The 17,846-nt window shown below is 62.9% G+C and carries 17 protein-coding genes and 1 pseudogene; 7 read left to right on the forward strand and 11 right to left on the reverse strand.

The window, feature by feature from the left end; genetic code table 11:
- Nucleotides 1–6 precede the first annotated feature (6 nt).
- The 6 genes and pseudogenes from RX328_RS30670 to RX328_RS30695 all read left to right on the forward strand — a co-directional run.
- Nucleotides 7–771 (forward strand): ATP-binding cassette domain-containing protein, encoded by a 765-nt coding sequence (locus RX328_RS30670; protein ID WP_213253173.1) that lies wholly within the window; start codon nucleotides 7–9, stop codon nucleotides 769–771.
- The gene (locus RX328_RS30675) at nucleotides 771–1,853 is read left to right on the forward strand and encodes an ABC transporter permease (protein ID WP_213253174.1); all 1,083 of its coding nucleotides are present in this window, start codon (nucleotides 771–773) and stop codon (nucleotides 1,851–1,853) included. Before RX328_RS30670 ends, RX328_RS30675 begins: the two co-directional genes overlap by 1 nt.
- Nucleotides 1,854–1,942: 89 nt before the next feature.
- Nucleotides 1,943–2,875 (forward strand): sugar-binding protein, encoded by a 933-nt coding sequence (locus RX328_RS30680; RefSeq protein WP_213253175.1) that lies wholly within the window; start codon nucleotides 1,943–1,945, stop codon nucleotides 2,873–2,875.
- A gap of 87 nt (nucleotides 2,876–2,962) precedes the next feature.
- On the forward strand, nucleotides 2,963–3,940 hold the full coding sequence (locus tag RX328_RS30685; RefSeq protein WP_213253176.1) for an aldo/keto reductase: 978 nt from the start codon (nucleotides 2,963–2,965) through the stop codon (nucleotides 3,938–3,940).
- A gap of 1 nt (nucleotide 3,941) precedes the next feature.
- Nucleotides 3,942–4,790: an amidohydrolase family protein gene (locus RX328_RS30690; protein WP_213253177.1), complete on the forward strand. Its 849-nt coding sequence runs from the start codon at nucleotides 3,942–3,944 to the stop codon at nucleotides 4,788–4,790.
- Nucleotides 4,748–5,284, forward strand: a pseudogene (locus tag RX328_RS30695) (ABC transporter ATP-binding protein); the annotation flags it as partial. The gene RX328_RS30690 and the pseudogene RX328_RS30695, both read left to right, overlap by 43 nt.
- A 115-nt stretch (nucleotides 5,285–5,399) precedes the next feature.
- On the opposite strand, the gene pncA reads toward RX328_RS30695, so the two are convergent.
- Complete coding sequence (gene pncA / locus RX328_RS30700) at nucleotides 5,400–6,023, reverse strand: bifunctional nicotinamidase/pyrazinamidase (RefSeq protein ID WP_213253178.1); 624 nt, start codon at nucleotides 6,021–6,023, stop codon at nucleotides 5,400–5,402.
- Between the two features lie 180 nt (nucleotides 6,024–6,203).
- Here pncA and RX328_RS30705 point away from each other — a divergent pair, with 180 nt between their 5' ends.
- On the forward strand, nucleotides 6,204–7,052 hold the full coding sequence (locus tag RX328_RS30705) for an alpha/beta hydrolase (protein ID WP_213253239.1): 849 nt from the start codon (nucleotides 6,204–6,206) through the stop codon (nucleotides 7,050–7,052).
- On the opposite strand, the gene RX328_RS30710 is transcribed toward RX328_RS30705, so the two are convergent.
- The 10 genes from RX328_RS30710 to RX328_RS30755 all read right to left on the reverse strand — a co-directional run bounded on the left by RX328_RS30710 (nucleotide 7,049) and on the right by RX328_RS30755 (nucleotide 17,842).
- The gene (locus tag RX328_RS30710) at nucleotides 7,049–7,369 is read right to left on the reverse strand and encodes a Rieske (2Fe-2S) protein (RefSeq protein ID WP_213253240.1); all 321 of its coding nucleotides are present in this window, start codon (nucleotides 7,367–7,369) and stop codon (nucleotides 7,049–7,051) included. The two genes, RX328_RS30705 and RX328_RS30710, sit on opposite strands and share 4 nt — an antisense overlap.
- Before the next feature lie 40 nt (nucleotides 7,370–7,409).
- Complete coding sequence (locus RX328_RS30715; protein WP_213253179.1) at nucleotides 7,410–8,114, reverse strand: ABC transporter ATP-binding protein; 705 nt, start codon at nucleotides 8,112–8,114, stop codon at nucleotides 7,410–7,412.
- Nucleotides 8,107–8,883: an ABC transporter ATP-binding protein gene (locus RX328_RS30720; protein ID WP_213253180.1), complete on the reverse strand. Its 777-nt coding sequence runs from the start codon at nucleotides 8,881–8,883 to the stop codon at nucleotides 8,107–8,109. Before RX328_RS30720 ends, RX328_RS30715 begins: the two co-directional genes overlap by 8 nt.
- Nucleotides 8,883–9,929: a branched-chain amino acid ABC transporter permease gene (locus RX328_RS30725; RefSeq protein WP_213253181.1), complete on the reverse strand. Its 1,047-nt coding sequence runs from the start codon at nucleotides 9,927–9,929 to the stop codon at nucleotides 8,883–8,885. The genes RX328_RS30720 and RX328_RS30725 overlap by 1 nt, the downstream gene beginning before the upstream one ends.
- Nucleotides 9,926–10,798: a branched-chain amino acid ABC transporter permease gene (locus RX328_RS30730; protein WP_213253182.1), complete on the reverse strand. Its 873-nt coding sequence runs from the start codon at nucleotides 10,796–10,798 to the stop codon at nucleotides 9,926–9,928. Before RX328_RS30730 ends, RX328_RS30725 begins: the two co-directional genes overlap by 4 nt.
- 74 nt (nucleotides 10,799–10,872) lie before the next feature.
- Nucleotides 10,873–12,027, reverse strand: coding sequence for an ABC transporter substrate-binding protein (locus RX328_RS30735; protein ID WP_213253183.1), 1,155 nt, complete (start codon nucleotides 12,025–12,027; stop codon nucleotides 10,873–10,875).
- A gap of 80 nt (nucleotides 12,028–12,107) precedes the next feature.
- Nucleotides 12,108–13,313, reverse strand: a complete 1,206-nt coding sequence (locus RX328_RS30740; RefSeq protein WP_213253184.1) for a xanthine dehydrogenase family Fe-S subunit — start codon at nucleotides 13,311–13,313, stop codon at nucleotides 12,108–12,110.
- The gene (locus tag RX328_RS30745) at nucleotides 13,310–14,146 is read right to left on the reverse strand and encodes an FAD binding domain-containing protein (protein ID WP_213253185.1); all 837 of its coding nucleotides are present in this window, start codon (nucleotides 14,144–14,146) and stop codon (nucleotides 13,310–13,312) included. The genes RX328_RS30740 and RX328_RS30745 overlap by 4 nt, the downstream gene beginning before the upstream one ends.
- The gene (locus RX328_RS30750) at nucleotides 14,143–16,434 is read right to left on the reverse strand and encodes a xanthine dehydrogenase family protein molybdopterin-binding subunit (protein WP_249726684.1); all 2,292 of its coding nucleotides are present in this window, start codon (nucleotides 16,432–16,434) and stop codon (nucleotides 14,143–14,145) included. Before RX328_RS30750 ends, RX328_RS30745 begins: the two co-directional genes overlap by 4 nt.
- A 130-nt stretch (nucleotides 16,435–16,564) precedes the next feature.
- A complete protein-coding gene (locus RX328_RS30755; RefSeq protein WP_213253187.1) occupies nucleotides 16,565–17,842 on the reverse strand; it encodes an amidohydrolase/deacetylase family metallohydrolase in 1,278 nt (425 codons plus the stop codon).
- Between the last annotated feature and the right edge of the window lie 4 nt (nucleotides 17,843–17,846).

Below are 17,846 nucleotides of genomic sequence, written 5' to 3' on the forward strand. Positions count from 1 at the left end.
CCGAGCATGGAAACCGCAGGTGTAGCCGGGCAACCGGTTCTGGAATTGACAGGAATCGGCAAAGAGTTCGGCGCGATCCGCGCGCTGCACGGCGTCGACATGCAGGTCTTCCCCGGCGAGGTGGTCGGCCTGATGGGCGATAACGGCGCGGGCAAGTCGACGCTCGTGAAGATCATCGCCGGCAATTTCCGTCCTACCCACGGCGAGATCCGCTTCGACGGCAACGCGGTCCATTTCTACCGTCCCATCGATGCTCGCGCGGTCGGGATCGAGGTGGTCTATCAGGACCTGGCGCTTGCCGACAATCTCACGGCGGCGGCCAACGTCTTTCTCGGCCGCGAGCTCAACCGCAAATTCGGCCCGTTCGCCTTTCTCGATCACAATGCGATGGCGGCGCGCGCGCTGGAACTGTTCGGCGAGCTGCGCTCCGAGACCAGACCGCATGATCTCGTCAAGCAGATGTCCGGCGGTCAGCGCCAGGCGGTTGCGATCGCACGCACCCGCCTGTCGAAGGCCAAGCTCGTGATGATGGACGAGCCGACCGCGGCGATCTCAGTCCGCCAGGTCGAGCAGGTCCTGGGCTTGATCCATCGGCTGAAAGAGCAGCGCGTGGCCGTCATGCTGATCTCCCACCGCATGCCCGACGTCTTCGCGGTCTGCGACCGCGTCGTCGTTATGCGCCGCGGGGAGAAGCGGGCGGATAAGTCGATCCGCGATACCAGTCCCGAGGAAGTCACTGCCCTGATCACCGGTGCGAAGGAGGCTGCGTGATGGCCATGCCCCTGGAAACCCCGATTTCCTTCACCAATGTCGGCCGCATCAGGTGGTGGCAGCGCGGCATCTTTGCATCCCAAACCGGCTACGTCTTGCTGGCGCTGCTGGGGCTATTGATCGCGATGCATTTTGCGAGCCCCTACTTCTTCACGCAGGGCAACATGCAGAACGTGGCGAAGAACTTTTCCTTCATCGCCATCGCCACCCTCGGCATCACGTTTGTGATCATCACCGGCGGCATCGATCTGTCGGTGGGATCGATGATGTGCTTCTCCGCCATGATCACATCCATGGTGATGTCGGGCCTGTCGACGCCGGGCATGCCCGGCGCGTCCCTGTTCGTGCATCTGGCCGCGGATGGCAAGACCGTGGTCGCCAATGTGCCGGGGCTGATCCTGCTGGTCTCGATCGTGGCGGGACTTGTCACCGCGCTAATCGTCGGCCTCGTCAACGGCTTCTGCATCGCCGTGCTCGGACTGTCGCCCTTCGTCACCACGCTCGGCATGCTCTCGATCGTCCGCGGTCTCGGCTATGTCGTCTCCAACGGCCGCGGCAGCTTTCCGGGCGGGCCAGACGCCGACTATTTCTACGCGCTGACCTCGGGCGATCTGTTCGGCGTACCGGTGCCGTTCATCTATCTCGTGGTCCTCGCGGCGCTAATGGCGATCGTGCTGCACCACACGAGTTTCGGCCGTCACGTCTTCGCGCTCGGCGGCAACGAGAAGGCGGCGGAATTGACCGGCATCTCGGTCGTACGGGTCAAGATCAAGGTCTACGTGATCTGCGCGCTCGCTGCAGGGCTGCAGGGCATCATCGTCTCGGGCTGGCTGGGGTCTGCGCCCGCGAACATGGCAACATCCTACGAGCTCAACGTAATCGCGGCGGCGGTGATCGGCGGCGCCAATCTCGCGGGTGGCGTCGGCGGTCCGCTTGGGGCGATCGTCGGCTGCGTGCTGCTTGAGGTGATCCGCAACGGCCTTGTGCTCGCGCAGGTCAGCTCCTACTGGCAACAGACGCTCGTGGGCGTAATCATCATCCTGGCCGTACTGGTCGACCGCATCCGCTCACGTATCACCTGAGGTTACTCCGGAAGAAGCAACGAACGCATCGTCTATCCGCCTTCTGGAGCATTCAATTCGAAAGGATAGGCAAAAATGGAGGGAAACCAATGAGGAAGATACTTCTCGCCGGCATGGCTGTCGCGATGATGGCGACTCCGGCCTTCGCGCAGAACTATAAGTTCGTGATCGTGCCCAAGGCGATGAACAATCCATTCTTCGACGTCGCGCGGGACGGTTGCCTGAAGCGCGCCAAGGAGCTCGGCAACGTCGAATGCATCTACAAGGGGCCCGTCGAGCATGAGCCGGCGACGCAGGCGCAGATCATCCAGGATTTCATCACGCAAAAGGTGGACGGCCTTGCGATCTCGGTCGGGGACGTCGCGGCGATGACGAAATCGATCGAGGCAGCGACCGCGGCCGGCATCCCCGTCATCACCTTCGACGCGGATGCGCCCGGCTCCAAACGCATTGCCTATATTGGCACCAACAACAAGGACTTCGGCCTCGCGCTCGGCAAGCAATTGCTCCAGCTCAAGCCCGAGGGCGGCAAGTATGCCGTCGTCTCCGGCGGTCCCGGCGCCAAGAACCTCGCCGAGCGCGTCGACGGCGTGCGCGAGGCGTTGAAGGGCTCGAAATGGGTCGAGGTTGCTGGCTCGCCGACCTTCTGCAATGACGATCCTGCGCTCGCGGTCCAGCAGATGGCGGACCTCCGCACCGCGACGCCGGACCTGGGGGCGATCGTGCCGGTTGGCGGCTGGCCGATGTTCGCACCCGAAGGCTACAAGGCCTTCGTCAACAAGAACAAGAAGGACATCGACGCCGGCAAGCTGACGCTCGTCGTCGCCGATACGCTGAAGATGCAGCTCGAACTGCTGCGCGACGGCTACTCCAACGCGCTGACGGGACAGCGCCCGTACGAAATGGGCGAGAAGGCGATGGACGCTCTGCTGGCCATCAAGAAGGGCGAGAAGGTTCCCGAGGTCATTTATACCGGCCTCGACCTCGTGACCAAGGACAACGTCGCTCAACTGTTGAAGTAGGAACGTTCGCAGCCCAACGTTCCGGCGCATTCACTCCCCTGCTTGCGGGGGAGTGAATGCTGTTCTTGGCCTCGGAAGGATCTTGAAATGAAACGTGCGCGGCTTGCGGAGGGGCTCGACGTCACGGCGATCGGCCTCGGAACGGCTCCGCTCGGCGGATTGTTCTCGCCGGTCAGCGATGCGGATGCGGAAGCGACAATCGAACGTGCATGGTCGCTCGGTATCCGCTTCTTCGACACCGCGCCGCTCTACGGTTTCGGATTGGCCGAGCGTCGACTGGGCAGTTTTCTGCGCCGGCAGAAGCGGGATTCATTCGCGATCTCGACCAAGGTCGGACGTCTGCTGCGCCCGGCCACTGCCGCTCCGGAAGACGATCACTACAAAGGGACACCTGCCGAGCGGCCGCAATTCGACTTCAGCTATGACGGCGTGATGCGATCGGTTGAGGAAAGCCTCGCCCGTCTCGGGCTCGACCGCGTCGATGTACTGCTCGTCCATGATCCGGACGACCACTATGAGGATGCAGTCGCCGGTGCCTTCCGCGCGCTGCGGCGCTTGCGCGATGATGGCACGGTCAAGGCGATCGGCGCCGGCATGAATCAATCCGAGATGCTCGCCCGCTTCGCCGAAGCCGCGCCGGTCGATTGCTTTCTGCTGGCGGGCCGCTACACGCTGCTCGACCAGGGCGCGCTGACGACGTTGTTTCCGATCTGCCGCGCAAAGAACATCCGGATCCTTCTCGGCGGCATCTACAACAGCGGCATCCTCGCCGACCCGCGCACTGGAGCGAAGTTCAACTATGAGGACGCCGATGCCGCGCTCGTCGCCCGCGCGCTGGAATTGGAGGCTCTGTGCCACGAGCACGGCACCGAGCTCAAGGCCGCCGCAGTCCAGTTCTGCAGGGCTCACCCAGCGGTGACGGTCGCGGTGCAGGGCGCGCGCACAGCCGCGGAAGTCGCCGAGAATATCGCCATGGCGGAGACATCGGTATCTCCGGGGTTTTGGCAAGAGCTGCGCGCGCGAAAGCTGGTCGATGCGCGGGCGCCGTTGCCTGGTGGAGCGTAACATGGTGATCGATGGCCATCAGCATTTCTGGGATCCGGCGCGGGCCGACTATCCCTGGATGGAGGCGGCCGAGCTCGCGCCGATCCGCCGCGCCTTCGGACCATCCGATCTCGCGCCATTGCTTCGCGCGAACGGGATCGATGCCAGTATTCTGGTGCAATGCCGCTCGTCGACCGGCGAGACTGAAGAGTTTCTGCGCGTCGCCGCGGCCACGCCCTTTATCGCTGGGGTGGTCGGTTGGATCGACCTCACAGACGGAGCGGTCGATGAGACGCTCGACCGGTTGCGTGATTCGCCAGGCGGCGACAAGCTGGTCGGGATTCGTCATCAGGTGCACGACGAGTTCGATCCCGATTGGTTGTTACGCGAGGACGTGCAGCGCGGCTTGGCCGCGGTGTTCGAGCGCGATCTCGCCTATGATCTCCTGGTGCGCACGCGGGAGTTGCCGGCCGCAATCGCGACGGCGCAAGCCTTTCCGCATGCGCGGCTTGTCCTCGACCACGTCGCCAAGCCGCCGATCGCCGACGGCTTCAGCCGTGAATGGGCCGATCGTCTCGCAGCGCTCGCCGAGTGCCGCAATGTATGGTGCAAGATTTCAGGTCTTGCTACCGAGGCGAAGTGGGACGATTGGGACTCGGCTCGTCTGTTCCCCTTGGTCGAGCATGCCGCCAGATGTTTTGGCGAAGATCGCCTGATCTTCGGCTCCGACTGGCCGGTGTGTCTGCTCGCCGGCAGCTATGGCGAGATCAAGAGCGCGCTTGATAAGTGCCTGATGAAGCTTGGCCCGCAGGTGCGCGACAAGGCGTTCAGGGCGAACGCCCAGCGCGCGTATCGATTGCCAGCCGCGTAAGCCCGCCGCGAGCGCTCCTGGAAGCATTCGAAAAGCATTATCCCGATCGTCTTTCCGGCGGCATGAAGCAACGCGTCGGCATTGTGCGCGCCCTCGCGACAGGGCCGAAAGTTCTTCTGCTCGATGAGCCCTTCGGCGCGCTGGATGCGCAGACGCGAGTCATCATGCAGCAAATCCTCACCAACATGTGGCAACGGCTGAAAATCTCGGTCCTGTTCGTGACGCACGACATCGACGAGGCGATCTTCCTGTCCGACCGCGTCTACTGCATGACGGCCCGGCCCGGCTCGATCAAGGCGGAAATTTCCATTCCGCTTGAGCGGCCTCGCCAGCAGTCGATGATGATGTCGTCGGAATTCCTTGCACTGAGACGCGGCCTGATGTCGTTGATCCGCGAGGAAAGCCTGAAAGCTATGGGAGGCGAAATCAGCGACCAGGGCTTGCAGGGCCTCAATATAAACCTGCACGGGCAATCCCTGGCCGACGTTCTTTGACCGGAAGACGCGGAAGGGACCGGCTCGATAAGCGGAATCGTCCTACAGCGGACTGCCTGCCAGGCGAGTTGCCCGGATCGACGTCAGCCGGGAGGTGGCTTAAGCGACGGCCGCGCTAAAGATCGTTGACACGCTGCACACCGACGGCGGCCATCCCTGCCCAGGCGGCCTCGAGCGAGCCCGCAAGATCGATGGCCCTGCATCCGGCCTCAACAAGCACGGTGTCAAAGCCGAGCTGGCGTGCGTCCACGGCGGAATAGTGGACACAAAAATCGGTGGCGAGTCCTGCCAGGAAGATTCGCCGTAAGCCGCGGTCGCGCAAATAACCCGCCAGACCGGTAGGTGTGCGCCGGTCGTTTTCAAAAAACGCAGAGTAAGAATCAATTTCGGGACGGAAGCCTTTCCGGATTATCAGCTCTGCCCGGTCGATCACCAGTTTCGGATGAAACGCCGCCCCGGCGGTGCCCTGGACGCAATGATCGGGCCAAAGGGTTTGCTGGCCATATGGCATGGCGACGGTTTCGAAGGGGCTCGCTCCCGGATGCGACGTGACGAAGGAGCTGTGACCTGGCGGATGCCAGTCCTGGGTTAGCACTACGTGGTCGAAGCGTTCGGCGAGACGATTGATAACCGGCACCACGGCGTCGCCATCGGCAACCGCAAGCGCGCCGCCGGGGCAGAAATCGTTCTGCACATCGATTATCAGCAGCAAATCATCGTTGCCTGGTCGGATTTGCATTATGGACCTGTGTTTGCCTTGATCATCAAACTCTAGTGCTAGACCGGAGTTTGCCAAAGTAAACGGCTATGTATAGCACAGCACTTGCTGATCTTTCGATTGCTGGTGCGGGCTACGTGAATATACTGGCTTTAAAGGCGCTTGGATATTGCTGCAGGAGCAATTTGTGTGAACGATGACATGGCGACAAAGGATAGGTCTTCAGATCCCCGGCTGAACTGGGCCGCGCTTTCCCAAGCGGAGCGCGACGCCGCCTATGACAACAATGCGGCGGTCAGGAACAGCGCAGCGCTGATCGCGGAAAGAAACCAGCTGTCCGAAACGCTGCGCGCCAGCCGCAACTCCTTTCTTGATGTACCCTATGGCGACCGCGAAAGGACAAAGATCGATCTTTATCCGGCCGCCGACAGGACAGCACCCTGCCTCGTCTTTCTGCACGGCGGTTACTGGCAGCGCAACTCACGCGAATTGTTTGCCATGCTGGTCGAAGGCGTCGCTGCGCATGGCTGGTCGGTTGCCATTCCCGGATATTCGCTGGCTCCCGACGCTTCGTTGACGGAAATCGTGGCAGAGATATCCCGGTCGCTCGATTGGCTGGCCCAAAACGGAGAGTCATACGGCATCTCCGGAGCCGTCGTGCTCTCGGGCTGGTCGGCCGGCGCCCATCTCGTCGCCATGGCACTCGATCACCCACGCGTCACCGCGGGACTGGCGATTTCCGGAGTGTACGATCTTGCACCGATCCGCGACACCGGGCTTAACAATGCGCTGAAGCTGACCGACCAGGAAGTCGCAAGATTGTCGCCGCTTCGGCTGCCCGCCGTCCACAAGCGGCTCGACATCGCCTACGGCACGGCCGAACTGCCGGCGCTGGTTTTCGATTCAATCAAGCTTCATGAATCGCGTATGGCCGCGGGCGCACCAGGCAGGCTTGTCCCGATCGAAGACGCCGACCATTTCAGCATCCTCAGCGAGCTGCGGCGTCCTGACGGCGCGCTCGTCGATATCGCTCGAAAGCTCGTCGGCTAGGTCGTGGGCGATTTGATCGTTCCAGTGTCGATCCAGACCTGATCGTCTCTGATCCGGATGGGGTATAGCCGCAACGGCCGGCTCGGCCAGCCGTAGGAAATCTGGCCATTTCGGAGATCGAATGAGGCCGCGTGAAGGGGGCAGCACAAGCGTCCTCCCGACAGGTGTGCAAGACTGAGGTCAGCCTGTTCGTGCGGGCACATCCGTTCGCAGGGCACCGCGCGTCCTTCGCTCCAGATCAGGATCAAATCGATTCCGGTCACGCGGACGCAGACGATTGTTTGTGAAATCAGCCGGCTGAGCCCGCATACCGGCATCCATTGTCCGGCGCCTGACAACGCGACGATTGGAGGCCGGTCATCCACCAAGATAGGCCTTTCGCACGTGCTCGTTCTCGATCATCTCCGCACCAGGCCCGGACAGAACGATGCGGCCGCCTTCCAGCAGATAGGCGTGATCGCACATCTCGAGCGCCGCAAAGGCGTTCTGCTCCACCAGCAGGACCGTCGTTCCGGCATCGCGGATGCCGCGGATGATCGCAAACGTTCGCTCGACGATGTTGGGCGCGAGCCCGAGGGAAGGCTCGTCGAACATGATCAGGCGTGGACGTGACATCAGCGCCCGGCCGATCGCCAGCATCTGCTGCTCCCCGCCTGACAAGGTGCCGGCGGCCTGCCGCTTGCGGTCGGCCAGGCGCGGGAACTCGGCATAGATCCGATCGCGGTCAGCCGCTATCTCGGCGGCACTGCTGCGCAGATAGGCCCCCATGTCGAGATTTTCCTCAACCGTCATATGCGGAAATACCCGCCGTCCTTCCGGACAATGCGCGATCCCGCTGGCCACCACGCGCGGCGGCCTGGCGCCCGCAATGTCCTTGCCCTCGAACAGCATCGACCCCGAACGCGGCGCAACCAGCCCGGAGATCGCGCGCAGCGTGGTGCTCTTGCCGGCGCCGTTGGCGCCGATCAGGGCGACGAGCTGCCCGGACTTGACCTCCAGCGAAATGCCGCGCAACGCCGTAACGCCGCCATAGTCACAGACCATGTCGCGGATCTCAAGCACGTGTCGCTCCCTGCCCGAGGTAGGCCTCGATGACGGCCGGGTCGTTCCGGATCACGTCCGGCGGTCCTTCGGCAATGATCCGGCCGTAGTTCAGCACCACAATTCTATCAGAGACGCTCATCACCATCGGCATGTCGTGCTCGACGAGCAGGATGGTGACGCCGCGATCCCGGATGTTGCGAACCAACTGCACGAAGGTGTGGGTTTCCGAGGCGTTCATGCCGGAGACCGGCTCATCGAGCAGCAGCATCGATGGATCTGCTGCCAACGCCAGCGCCACGCCGACAAGCCGCTGCTCGCCATAGGACAGCGAGCCCGCAAGATCGTGGGCGCGGCGTTCGAGCCCAACCCACTCGACCAGTTCGCTGGCCCGCTCCCGCAAGCGCCGCTGGGACAACCGGGCGCACGGCAGGCCCAGAATGGCCTCGAGCAGGCTCACCCTGCCCTCGCGATGCAGCCCGACCAGCAGATTGTCGTAAACGGTGTCGTTGGGAAACACGCTGGTGCGCTGGAAGGTGCGGATCAAGCCGAGATCGGCGATCTGATGCGGTTTCAATCCATTGAGCGCCGTCCCGCGATAACTCACGGCGCCGTGGGTTGGATCCAGAAAGCCGGTAACAACGTTGAACGCCGTCGTCTTGCCGGCACCGTTGGGCCCGATCAGGCTAACGATCTCGCCCTCGCCGACCGTGAAGTTCATATCCGAGAGTGCAACGAGCCCTCCGAAATGCACGGCGACCTTCTCGACCTTCAAGGCGGTCGCTATCATCACGCGTGCTCCTTGGACTCGCGTTCGGAGAATGCAACCGGAGCAACCGTCTCGGCCCGGCTCCGCGGTTTCGCAAATCGCAGCGCCAGCGACGGCACGATGCCGCGCGGCAATACGAACAGGATAACGATCAGCACGCCGCCATACGCGATCCATTGCGCCTCCGGCGCCATGATCGGCCGCAGAAACACAGGCAACAGCCCAAAGATCATGCCGCCGACGATGGGCCCCGCCAGCGAACCCTTGCCGCCGGTGATGACCATGATCACCATCGTCACCGTGTTGATGAAAGCAAACACTTCGGGATCGATGATCCGGATGTAGTGTGCGTAAAGACTGCCGGCCGCGCCCGCGATCCCGGCCGAAATCACCGCGGCCAAAGTGAGCGTCTTTGTCACGTCGATGCCGACGGATACCGCCAGCGTTTCGTTTTCCATCAGCCCGCGCATAGCGCGGCCGAAATGCGAATGGACCAGGCGCGAGATCAGCAGGTAGGTGACAATCGCGACGGCAAGCACGAGGTAATAGTTCTGCAGCTTGGTGCGGAGGGTCAGATATCCAAGACCCGGCAATCCGATTGTAATCGAGGGAATGTTGGTCAGCGCCAGCGGGCCTTGCGTCAGCTCGACCCAATTCAGCGCCACCAGCCGGACCACTTCGGCAAAGGAAATCGTCACGATCACGAAATAGGCGCCGCGCACGCGAAACGATAGCAGCCCCACGAGATATCCGCATAATCCCGCTATAACGATCGCCAACACGAATCCGGCGATCGGCGGCCAGGGAGCGTGAACAATGCGGAAGCCGAAGGGCAGGCCTGCATCGAAACCAAGCGACGTCAATGCACTGACGTAAGCGCCAATGCCGAAGAACGCGATATGACCGAGGCTGAGTTGGCCGGTGAATCCGAGCAGCAGATTGAGACTCATCGCTCCGATGATGAAGATGCCGGTCGTGATCAGCGCGTTCATGAGATACGGATCGCGCAGCCAAAGCGGCACCGATGCGAACGCGAGGATCGTGAGAATGGCGACCCCTGACTTCATCCGACGCGCTCCGAGCGCGCGAAAAGTCCGGTCGGCTTGAAGATCAGAACCGCAATAATGATCAAAAAGCCCATCGCGTCACGGTATCCCGAGGAAACATAGCCGGCGCCGAGTTCTTCGGCGAGCGCCAGGATGAAACCGCCAATCACCGCGCCGGTGATGTTGCCGAGCCCGCCGAGGATCACGATCGCGAATGCCTTGACGGCCGCGAGATCACCCATTTGCGGGAAGATCACGTAGACCGGACCGAGCAGTGCGCCTGCCGCGGCGGCAAGGCTGGAACCGATTGCGAAAGTCGAGGTGTAGACCAGGTCGACGTTGACGCCCATCAGCGAGGCGGTGTCCTGATCCTGAAAGGTCGCCCGCATCGCACAGCCGAGTCTTGTCTTGTTGATCAGGAGATAGGTGACGACGATCAGCATGGCCGCTGCGGCAAGGACGAACAGCCGCAGCCAGGACACCGAGACTGGTCCCAGCACCAGTGGCGCCTCGGGGAAAGGCGTGGTCACCGATTTCGCCACGCCGCCCCATATCCACAAGGCGCCGGACTGCATCGCGATCCAGGCGCCGATCATGACCAGCATTGTCGTGTCGATGTCGGAGCCGCGCAGCGGCCGCAGCAAGGTCAGCTCGATCGCCGCTCCAAGAAGCCAGCCGGCTGCAACGGCAAGCGGCAGCGCAAGGAAGAAGTTGACTCCGAGCTGATGCACCACGATGAACATGATGTAGGCGCCGAACGTATACAGCACCCCATGCGTGAAGTTCACGACGTTCATGATGCCGAAGATCAAGGTGAGACCGATGCCCAGCAGGGCATAGGTGCCGCCGAGCACCAGCATGTTGATCAGATGTTGCAGAAACTCGCTCAAGGTGGCTCCCAGATATCCAGATGCCGGCGAGGGTCGCGGATTCGCTGCCGCCCTCGCCGGTCAGCAACGTGACGTCAGAGCGTCTTCATGCCGATCTTGCCGTCGGTGATTTCGATCAGATAGACGTTGGGCTGGCTCTGGCCGCTTTCCTTGCCTTCGGGACCGGACTTGCGGAACACGATATCGCCGTTCAGACCCTTCACCTTGATGTCCCACAATGCCGCCTTGATCGCCGCAGGCTCCGCCTTGCCCGCCTTCTCGATTGCCGCCGCCGCGGTGCGGATGCCGTCATAGCCGCGGAAGCTTTCGGTGCAGCCCGCGAAGTCGTAACCGCGCTTCTTCCATTCGGCGATGAAGTAGCTGGTCGCTTCCGGATTCGGCGTCTTCTCGGGGAACCAGGGCAGGAAGGTCGTCAGATGCATGGTGCCGTTGGCCGCAGCACCCGCCTGCGCGATGATCTGATCCGGATTCTGTGAGCCCCCGGTGGTGATGATGCGCTTCTTGAGGCCGAGTGCGGCGGCCTGCTTGAAGATCAGCGTGAGCTGGTCCACCGCCGTCGTCACGATGATGGTCTCGGAATCGGTGCCCTTCAGCTTGGAAAGCTGCGCGCTCATATCCTGGGCGCCCTGATCCATGGTCTCGACGGTACCGACCGCGATGCCCTTCTCCTTCATCATCTTGCTGAAGTCTTCCGCGGTGCCGCGACCCCAGTCGTTGTTGATGACAAGGAAATCGACCTTCTTCAGTTCGAGCTTGTCGACGATCCCTTTGAATGCAGCGGCCTCAATCGCCGACGGTGGCGAGATACGGAAGATGTAGGGATTTCCGGTCGTGGTGATCTTGCCCGACGAGGAGGTCTCGACCACCATCGGGGTTTCGTATTCCATCAGCTTGGGCATCACGGCAAGCGTCAGGCTCGAACCCCACGCCCCCATCAGCACCGGCACCTTGTCGCTCGTGATCAGCTTTTCGGCGACGGCAGCTGCTTCCGTGGGATTGCTCTTGTTGTCCTCGATGACGAGCTCGAGCTTCTTGCCGAGAATGCCGCCCTTTGCGTTGATCTCATCGGCGGCGATCTTGGCACCGTTGACGACGTAGGTACCGGACGCGGCGAACGCACCCGTAAGCGGCTCGTTCACGCCGATCTTGATGGTCTGAGCCTCGGCGGCACCACCCAGCAAGGCGACCGCCAGCGCAATCGTCGGAAAAATTCTGAAAGTCCGTGTCATTTGGTTCTCCAATCTCACGCTGTTCATCTATCCGCAGTCCAAACCCCGTCGTTTCCGCAATCCGGCGGAAATTCGGTCCATCACGTCGTTCCGTCCTTGCTGGGCGCGAAACGACCAACCCAACGCGTTACCCGCGCGCGCAAAAGACTGAGAACCAGCGTCATTCCGTTCAGCTCGGCCGCCGTGGCGTCACTCGCTGACGCACCCGAGAGGCGGTGATCGAGATTGCAGGCAAACTCAGCGATCAGCCGCGCCGCGAGATCGCGGACCAGCCCCGGCCTTCCGACCTGCGCCAGCATGCCCGTGAGCGTATATCCGATGGAAAGGTCTACGCGCGTCCCCTGCTCGATCGGCACCAGCCGATAGCGAATTTCGCCCTGCGTCAACGACCGGCTGCGCCGGTCGTTGCCGATGCCGACGATGCGGCCGGACATATCGGCGGGGTTTCGCTCGACGCGTGCGGCCCCCTGGAATGTCGCGACGATCGGGCCAATCCTGACCCGGATGGCGCCTTCGACGCGCTCCGGCTTTGGCGGCGCCGTCAGCGACGCGCCGGGAAGGCAGGCCGCGACAGCACCGATGTCGTCGAACGTTGCAAAGACTTGCCCAGGCGGGTGCGCGACGCTGAACTGCTGCTTCAGAACGGTGGCCGGAATAAAGTCCGGAATCGCAGGAACCGAACTGGCCGTTTCAGGCAGCGTTTGTTCGCTTGCTGCGCGACGGATGCGCTCGGCGCGATAGGTACCGTCGTGCGCACTTCGGCCTGAGCCGACGGGGCCTAGGATCTTCCGTCCTCCGTCCGGTTCGGGCGCGATATTGCGGGCGCGCCGCACTTCAATGACGGACTGGACTGCCCGCACGATGCCGACATAGCCGGTGCACCGGCACAGATTTCCGCTCAATCCGACGCGGATCAGGCGCTCGTCGGCTTGCGGCAGGCGCAGCACCAGGTCGCGCGCCGAGACCAGCATCCCCGGCGTGCAATAGCCGCATTGCAACGCATGCTCGCGCGTGAAGGCCGCGCGAAGTTCCGTCGTAACGCTGTCGTCGTCGAGTCCTTCGATCGTAGTGACCTCAGCCCCTTCGCAGGCCACCGCATAGGTGATGCACGAGCGCGCGGGGACGCCGTCGAGTAGCACCGTGCATGCGCCGCAGACGCCGTGTTCGCAGCCGAGATGGGTACCAGTCAGGTCGAGTTTCTCGCGAACAAAATCCGCAACGTTTGTGCGTGGTTCCGCTGATACCTGCACCGCGCGCCGGTTCACGGTAAGTGCGATCATGCTCATGCGGCGGCCTCGCCGACCGCACGCTTGAGCACGTTCACATGAATGTGGCGATGCGCCGCATTCGAAACGCCCGCCTTTGCCAGCAGGACATCCGCTACACGCGCATCGAAGCGGTCCTTGTAGTCGCCGGCAATGCGTCCGCCGAACAATTCCGCCGCATTCGTGATGACGACGGGCGCCGAATCGATCGCACCAATCACGACGCGGGCGGTTGCGGCGCTCGGATCGATCAGGATTGCGCCGATCGCATGCGCGAATTCGCCTGTCTTGCGGCAACTCTTGGCGTAGCCCCAATGCGCCGATGCCGGCATCGCTGGGACATGAATGGTTTCGACGATCTCACCATCGTGCAACGCAGATTCCAGCGCACCGACGATGAAATCATCCATCGCGACCATGCGCGCGCCCGCGCGGCTTCGCAGCGTCAATTTCGCACCTAGTGCCGACAGCGCGGATACCCAGTCTGCCGCGGGATCGGCATGGCTGACAGATCCGCCGACCGTGCCGCGATTGCGTACGGCGCGGTAAGCGATGTTGCCGGCGACGCGCTGCATGGCGCCGCGCGTGACGTCCGGAATGCGTCCATCCTCGACGTCGGCGTGGGTGATACAGGCCCCGAGCACGAGTTCGTCGCCACGACGCTCGACCTGCTTGAGCTCTGCAAGACCGGTGATGTCCACGATCAACTGCGGCTCGACCAGCCGCAGATTGAGCATGGGACCAAGCGACTGACCGCCGGCAATGATCTTGGCGGAAGCCTTGGCCTCGCCGAGCAGGGCAAATACCGCCTGCAAGTCGCGTGGACGTTCGTAGCCGAAAGGCGCCGGTTTCATGCCGCCGGCCTTTCTGCGTCGCGCGCGGCCAGAACCGCCTCGACGACGCGATATGGCGTAATCGGCGACTGCATCAACTCCACGCCGAGCGGCCGCAACGCGTCGTTGATGGCGTTGGCGATCGCGGCCGGCGGAGCGATGGCGCCGCCCTCGCCGATTCCCTTCACGCCGAACTGCGTATAGGGCGATGGCGTCTCCATGTGATCGAGACGCGGCGCCGGCACTTCGGTGGGACCAGGTAACAGATAGTCGGCAAGCGTCGTCGCCAGCGGCTGACCGGCTGCGTCGAACGGCATCTCCTCGTACAGCGCGGTGCCGATGCCCTGCGCCAGACCGCCATAGATCTGGCCGTCCACGACCATCGGATTGACGAGAACGCCGCCGTCTTCGACGATGACATAATCAAGAATCTCGACCTCTCCGAGATCCGGATCGACGGCGACGACCACGGCATGCGCGGCATAGCTAAAAGTTCCGGTATCGCGCTGCGGCTTGTAGCCTGCCGTGACCTCCAGTCCGCCGGGATCGACGTCAGCAGGCAGATCCTGCGGCCGGCGATACCAGATATGGGCGATTTCCTTCAAGGTGACGCTGCCGTTGACGCCGCGAACCTCGCCGTTCTGCAGCACCACTGCGGCCGGATCGTGCTGCAACAGCTTGGCGCCGATATGTCTGGCGCGCTCGCCCAACTCGCGGCAAGCGGTTGCGACCGCGCCGCCCGCCATCACCATCGAACGCGAGCCCCACGTGCCCGTGGAGTACGGCGTCATCGCCGTATCGCCATGGATCAAGCGCACCTTGGCGACGTCGACGCCCAACATCTCATGCGCGACCTGGGCCAGCGTCGTCTCCATACCCTGCCCATGCGAATGCACGCCGACCCTGACTTCGAGACCGCCGTCCGGTGTCAATCGCGCAGACGCCTGTTCATGGCCGGGCACCATAGGAATGCCCCAGCCGGAATAAACCGAGGTCCCATGCGCGGCCTGCTCGCAGTAGATGGAAACGCCGACGCCGATCTTTCGTCCATCGGCTTCGCCCTTGCGCTGGCGCACGCGCACGCCCTCGACGTCGATGGACGCCAGGGCGCGTCGCATCGCTTCGGGATAATCGCCGCTGTCGAAATGCTTATTGGTAATGTTGTCGAACGGCATCTGCTCCGGCCGCACGAGATTGCGCAGGCGCACGTCACCCGGCTCCAGTCCGGCTTCCGCCGCGACCAGATCGAGCATCAGCTCCAGCGCGAAGCAGACGCCGGTACGCGCCACGCCGCGATAAGGCAGGATCGGACACTTGTTGGTCGCGACCGAAAACGTCCGGCAGCGATAGGCCGGAATCAAATAAGGTCCCGGCAGGATGCTGGCGACCTGCGCCGCCTCAAGGCACGCCGAGAACGGATAGGACGAGTAAGCACCGGAATCGACGGTCGCTTCGCAATCGATACCCCGCAGTCGCCCGTCGCGATTGGCATAGACGGTGATCTTATAGTAGTGCTCGCGGCAATTGGAACTGGCCGTGAGATGCTCGCGGCGGTCCTCGGTCCAGCGCACGGGATGGCCGCGACGCATCGTCAGCCACGAAAGACAGACTTCTTCCGGCAGCAGGATGCCCTTGTGTCCAAAGCCGCCGCCGACGTCGGGCGAAATGATACGGATTCGGCCCTGCTCCATGCCGAGGCATTCGGCAAGCCCGCTGCGCGTGATGTGCGGCATCTGGGCCGAGGAGTACAGCGTGAGCTGGTCGAGACGGTGATCGAAGGTCGCAACGACACCGCGCCCCTCGAGCGGCGACATGCACTGCCGTGCGGTCGATATCTCACGCGACAGCTTGATCGGCGCATCGAATGCCCCGGAGATGTCGATTTCGAAATTGGTTTCGAGAAAGACGTTGTCGCCCCAATGCTCGTGTACCAGGGCCGAACCCGGCTCGCGCGCCCTCAGCATGTCATGGACCGCAGGAAGCTCTTCGAGATCGAGCGCCACCGCCGCCGCAATGTCCTCGGCTTCGGCACGCGTGGGCGCCACGCACATGGCGATGAGTTCGCCGACCTGACGCACCTTGCCGGTGGCAAGCACCGGCTGCTCGGAAATCTTGAACCCCGGCAACCCTGAAACTGCGCGGATCGGATTGACGCCGGTGAAATCCGCCGCAGTGAAGACGCTGCCGCGATAACGCTCCGGCACATGGATGCCGCGGATCAGTGCATGCGCCAAAGGGCTGCGCACAAAAGCGACGTCCTGCAGCCCGGCGAGGCGGATGTCGGCCACGAACTGGCCGCGGCCGCGCATCAGCCGATCGTCTTCCTTTCGCGGCAGCCGAGCGCCGACGCCTTGTCCGGCGCCCGCTCCGTCTGCGGAAGGAAACTCGCGCTCATTGCGCACGGTGACGTTCTCCCCGATCGAACTGACGCTGACCTCGCTACGCCGCAACGGCCTGCGGCAGAATTGGCGCTACTGCGTCGTATCGCGCACCGGCGCGCAGGCAGAACGCAGGCTGCAGCAGACGCTCGGCGATAACTTCCTTGTTCTCGTTGTCACGAAGGACAAACCGTCCACTCTGCTGCGCGAGGACCGAGACGTCGGCCTCCCTGCCAATCTTGAGGGCGCCGATTTCGTCAGCACGGCCGAGCATCCTGGCCGGGTTGGACGTGACCATCGGCACGACCTGCTCAAGCGCGAGACCGAGCGCCATCATCGAACTCATCGCCTGAACGAGACTGAACTTGGCCTGCCCGGCGAAGGGATGATTTTCGTCGTCCTCGTGCTGGTCCGGGGTGCCGGCCGGCGCAGGCACGTGGGTGTTGTAACCGTGAATGTCTGCCCCGAGCGTGGTGGGAATAATGCCGGCGGCGAGCGCCTTCTTCGCGAGACGATAGGAGAAATGGCTGCCGTGCCCGACGTCGACCTTCAAGCCGCGATCGAGCGCCGCTTGGATCACGGGATGCACTTCACCATCACGATTGACGAAACCGCCGGGGTGGCGTGTGAACGGATGCGCCAGCACGTCGCCTTCTCGCAGCAAGGGAATCACGCGCGCCAAAATCGTATCGACGTCTTCGCCGTTGGTACCACTCTCGGGCAGGCTCCAGAGCTGACCGAAATGCACATAGACCGGCAGATCGGCGCGGCGTCCGATCTCGGCCGCCATTTCGATGACGCGAATGCCCCAGCGCGCGAAACCGCCGATCTCAGCATGCGCCTTGATGCCGCGAACAATGTCGAGATTGGCCGTCGCCGCCTTCACCGTGGCGTCGATATCGACACCTTCAGGACTATACAGTTGCGGATAGTAATGGCCCTCTAGCCCACCGACCAGGTAAGCCGACAGGAACGCATAAACGCGCGACTTCGCAGGCTCCGCAACGAAGTGCCGGAATCCGGGCAGCGTCATGCAGGACGGACCGCCCTGATCGACCAACGTCGTAACGCCGGACTGCACGCCCACCATGTCGGCATTCATGCCGAAGCGGCCGGTGACATATTGATAGACATGCGCGTGGGTATCGATGAGGCCGGGCAATACCAGCTTGCCGGTCACGTCGATCACCTCTCTGGCGCTGGTCGGCAAAACGTCGCTCTGCACCGCTGCGATTTTGCCGTTGCGAATAGCAACGTCCCTGATCCCGTCGATGCCCGAAGCCGGGCAGATCACGCGGCCGCCGCGCAGAAGCTGGTCGAAGCTGGCGCTGATCGACATGAAC

The organism is Bradyrhizobium sp. sBnM-33, assembly GCF_032917945.1.
GTDB lineage: Bacteria > Pseudomonadota > Alphaproteobacteria > Rhizobiales > Xanthobacteraceae > Bradyrhizobium.

Bases quoted from the DNA above. Each gene is read 5' to 3' on its own strand.
- RX328_RS30670 (WP_213253173.1), top strand. From the start codon at position 7: ATGGAAACCGCAGGTGTAGCCGGGCAACCGGTTCTGGAATTGACAGGA.
- RX328_RS30675 (WP_213253174.1), top strand. From the start codon at position 771: ATGGCCATGCCCCTGGAAACCCCGATTTCCTTCACCAATGTCGGCCGC.
- RX328_RS30680 (WP_213253175.1), top strand. From the start codon at position 1,943: ATGAGGAAGATACTTCTCGCCGGCATGGCTGTCGCGATGATGGCGACT.
- RX328_RS30685 (WP_213253176.1), top strand. From the start codon at position 2,963: ATGAAACGTGCGCGGCTTGCGGAGGGGCTCGACGTCACGGCGATCGGC.
- RX328_RS30690 (WP_213253177.1), top strand. From the start codon at position 3,942: ATGGTGATCGATGGCCATCAGCATTTCTGGGATCCGGCGCGGGCCGAC.
- pncA (WP_213253178.1), bottom strand. From the start codon at position 6,023: ATGCAAATCCGACCAGGCAACGATGATTTGCTGCTGATAATCGATGTG.
- RX328_RS30705 (WP_213253239.1), top strand. From the start codon at position 6,204: ATGGCGACAAAGGATAGGTCTTCAGATCCCCGGCTGAACTGGGCCGCG.
- RX328_RS30710 (WP_213253240.1), bottom strand. From the start codon at position 7,369: ATGCCGGTATGCGGGCTCAGCCGGCTGATTTCACAAACAATCGTCTGC.
- RX328_RS30720 (WP_213253180.1), bottom strand. From the start codon at position 8,883: ATGATAGCGACCGCCTTGAAGGTCGAGAAGGTCGCCGTGCATTTCGGA.
- RX328_RS30725 (WP_213253181.1), bottom strand. From the start codon at position 9,929: ATGAAGTCAGGGGTCGCCATTCTCACGATCCTCGCGTTCGCATCGGTG.
- RX328_RS30735 (WP_213253183.1), bottom strand. From the start codon at position 12,027: ATGACACGGACTTTCAGAATTTTTCCGACGATTGCGCTGGCGGTCGCC.
- RX328_RS30740 (WP_213253184.1), bottom strand. From the start codon at position 13,313: ATGAGCATGATCGCACTTACCGTGAACCGGCGCGCGGTGCAGGTATCA.
- RX328_RS30745 (WP_213253185.1), bottom strand. From the start codon at position 14,146: ATGAAACCGGCGCCTTTCGGCTACGAACGTCCACGCGACTTGCAGGCG.
- RX328_RS30750 (WP_249726684.1), bottom strand. From the start codon at position 16,434: ATGCGCGGCCGCGGCCAGTTCGTGGCCGACATCCGCCTCGCCGGGCTG.
- RX328_RS30755 (WP_213253187.1), bottom strand. From the start codon at position 17,842: ATGTCGATCAGCGCCAGCTTCGACCAGCTTCTGCGCGGCGGCCGCGTG.